The organism is Pseudoalteromonas sp. CO342X (assembly GCF_004208915.1).
Lineage (GTDB): Bacteria > Pseudomonadota > Gammaproteobacteria > Enterobacterales > Alteromonadaceae > Pseudoalteromonas > Pseudoalteromonas maricaloris.
The window spans coordinates 1-215 of record NZ_SGPH01000119.1; the positions used below are offsets into that span (position 1 = coordinate 1).

Annotated in this window: 1 pseudogene; it reads left to right on the forward strand. The window is 47.9% G+C overall.

Annotated elements, in window-relative coordinates:
- Window positions 1-215, forward strand: a pseudogene (locus EXT47_RS23765) (hypothetical protein); the annotation flags it as partial.

A 215-nucleotide genomic window follows, 5' to 3' on the forward strand; every position in this document is an offset into this window, starting at 1 on the left:
TGGGGCACACTACAAGGCGACTTTAATCAAAACCCCTCCACGTCACAAATCGTGGTAGGTACCTTGATTTCCATGATTCCGATTATCGACCAAGTCATGGATTTACGAGATATCATCGCCAATGTCATGTTACTGACCGACGATGATGAAGCCAACGACACCGACGCTTGGCTTGCCTTTACCCTAACGGGTATTGGTTTAGTGCCAGTTGTGGG